The sequence below is a fragment of the Staphylococcus sp. EG-SA-2 genome, assembly GCF_017152085.1.
On record NZ_JACYHC010000568.1, the window covers coordinates 1 to 2,998 of the forward strand.

At 36.2% G+C, this 2,998-nt stretch carries 3 protein-coding genes; 1 reads left to right on the forward strand and 2 read right to left on the reverse strand.

Annotated features, from left to right (window positions below; genetic code table 11):
• Positions 1-20 precede the first annotated feature (20 nt).
• A complete protein-coding gene (gene lytM, locus IDG60_RS09775) occupies positions 21-971 on the reverse strand; it encodes a glycine-glycine endopeptidase LytM (protein ID WP_000736784.1) in 951 nt (316 codons plus the stop codon).
• Between the two features lie 325 nt (positions 972-1,296).
• On the reverse strand, positions 1,297-2,289 hold the full coding sequence (locus IDG60_RS09780; RefSeq protein ID WP_070002407.1) for a choloylglycine hydrolase family protein: 993 nt from the start codon (positions 2,287-2,289) through the stop codon (positions 1,297-1,299).
• Between the two features lie 233 nt (positions 2,290-2,522).
• Between IDG60_RS09780 and IDG60_RS09785 the strand changes: the two genes are divergently transcribed.
• The coding region (locus IDG60_RS09785) for an MFS transporter (RefSeq protein WP_206160654.1) at positions 2,523-2,998 on the forward strand (476 nt) is incomplete at its 3' end.

Sequence of the window (2,998 nt, forward strand, 5' to 3'; positions counted from 1 at the left end):
GTAACTTGGGATTTACTGTATTATCTACTTTGCAAGTATGACGTTGGGTCTACTGCATATTGATTACCGATGCCACCAGACATACGTTGGAAGTGTACGTGAGGCGCTGTTGAATTACCCGTACTACCTGAATATGCAATTTGGTCACCAGCTTTGACTTTATCACCAGCTGAAACAGTTAAACGATTATTATGCATATACCATTGGTAGTTATTACTGTTCGCTTCTTTAATAGTTACTTGATTGCCGCCACCATAGTTACTCCAACCTGCTTGTACTACTGTACCATCAGTTAATGAGTAAACTGGTGAATTTTCAGGCATTGCATAGTCGACACCGTAATGCGCACCACCACCGTGATATTGTCCATATGGTTGTAGTTGTTTACGACTTGTTAACCAGCTTGCGTCTTTCGCATGACCACTAGCTGTCGCTTTACTTGCTGATCCACCATTTTGATTAGATGTGCCATTAGGATAATTGACCTTTCCATTACCATCATGGCTGTTATACGCTTGGTTGTTGTTACTATGTGAATAATAGCTCGCGTCTGGACCTACATTTGATTGATAACCATATTGATTAATATGCTGTTGGCTTTGACTCGCTGTGTAGTCATTGTTATCTCCTGCTGTTGCTGGATTCACATATGTTTGGCCGCTTCCATTGGCATTTGCATTTTTTGGATAACAGTTATAAAAATAATGCGTATGTCCTTGAGCATCTACGAATGTATAGCTATATTCTTTATTATCAAACATTGCTTGATTCCAGTTACCATCAGGTGTGTGATGATAATCCCCATTAGAATCAATTGTATAATAAGTACCATAAGATACGTCTTGTGATTGTGTTGACATTAGTGTATGTGCTTGTTGGGTGTTTGTCGTTTCTGCTGCATCTGCTTGATGCGCCATTGTAAATGTAGCGAAGCCCATCGTTGCAATCGCTGCTGCTGTTAATTTTTTCATGTATAAAACATCCTCCATTAAAGTTAAAGTTAGTTTTCAATTAAACTGTACTGCACATACTAAAAGAATTAGACAACTGAGTAAAGGATTTAATTCTCATTTTCCAACTATTTAATATTCCCGAAATGTTTTACTAAACTCATTACATTGTCATTACAAAATAGCCATACATTGATATTAAAATGACATCTCTCACTGCATTCGTTTAACCTTTTATAAATTTTCAAAACTAACAACTAATCGTTCGTCCATGTTCGCGATTCAACGCTAATGTATGATAGTAATCATCCATCAAATCATATCAACCAAATTCCATTATCAATCGCTATTGATTGTCATTCAACTTTCTAATAGTGATATGCTTCTCAGGCTTAAAAATCGTCATATCTTTTCTATTAATTAAATCATCTGTGAGCTTTAATGCTACTAATTCATTGCTGCCATAATACTTAATATATAACGTTCTTGTAGTTAAATTTATTACGGTCTGATACATCGTATAGTGATTGTCAGCATCATGCGGACGTACAATTCCAATCGGTATATTTACCGCATCTAATAAATAAAATGCATTCATTAAATCCATTTCTTTATCATTGTTTTGAGCAATGTTTGCTTTCATAAATGCCATTCTCACAAAGCGCTCAGTTGAAGTAAATCCACCTGGCAATCCAAATGTACCTGCTTCATTGCCTAAAGGTTCAATCGTTACACCTTCCAATAACTTTGCTGTTGCTGGATAAGGAGAAATATTGATATATTGTCTTAAATTACTATAATGCCAATCTAAGTCTGGATGATTTGTTAAGACACCAATAGGGTTATCTTTTATAACCACTTCCCCCTCTTTAAATGAAACTTCGACTGAATGTCCAGTTGCATCGGAAACATGATAATGCAATGGCGGAACTTCACCGATGTCATTTAAATATACCGCTACAACATGTATTTGGGATGCTTGTTGTTTCATATCTTCAATGCTTGTTGTATATCCCAAAATCCATGTCACAATTTCATTTTGCGTAATATTCATCGCGTCCGCTTTGTGTGTTGAGCCATATGAACTATAACCTCGGAAATATTGTGTCGAAATAGCAACGCCATGTTCATTAACACCATCACCATAAATAAAACCTTCCATATCTGTTCCTGTACCAATAAAGCCATATTGCGTTTGGCCTGTCGTGCCAGTGCGAGATGTCCAACGATAATTTCTAGGCGTCACTGCTGGCGAACCATCTAATGGATAATCATAATCCATCGTGCGTCCAAGAAGTACTTGATTATTTAAAGTTTGTATTGTGAATCCTGTGCACATTGTTCTCACTCCTCTGTACCTTCATTTACTTTAATCACTTTCAAATAAAGCTGTTTCACTTAAACATACTATAAAAAATCAATCATACAAGCAATTAATTGATATTCATTCTCAATAACTGTGGTATGATATGTAAGGAAATCATGACTTATGTGTGAGTGAACGATCATCTATACATCCGTTCACTTCATCTCATGACTTTCTATATTTAATTTTTACAAGGAGTGACATCTGTGAATAACACACAATCTTCACCACGCAGTAATATTATTATTGCGATTATGTTGTCTGCATTAACATATTGGTTGTTTGCACAATCATTTATTAATATAGGACCTCTCGTTGGTCAAACGTATCAAACCTCTCCTGCCGTGTTAAATTTATCTATTAGTTTAACTTCCTTCGCCACAGGTATCTTCATGGTGGCTGCAGGTGATATTGCTGATAAAATAGGACAACTGAGAATGACATACATGGGTCTCATAATCAGTATGTTTGCATCTCTTCTATTAATTATATCGGACATCACTGCACTGCTCATCATCGGTAGAATTTTACAAGGTCTATCAGCAGCTATCTTGTTACCTTCAACAGTTGGCGTTTTAAATAATCAATTTAAAGGAGAACATTTAAGACGAGCGATTAGTTATCTAATGATTAGTACTGTTGGGGGCATCGGCCTAGCTGGTGTTATCGGCGGTTTAATTGC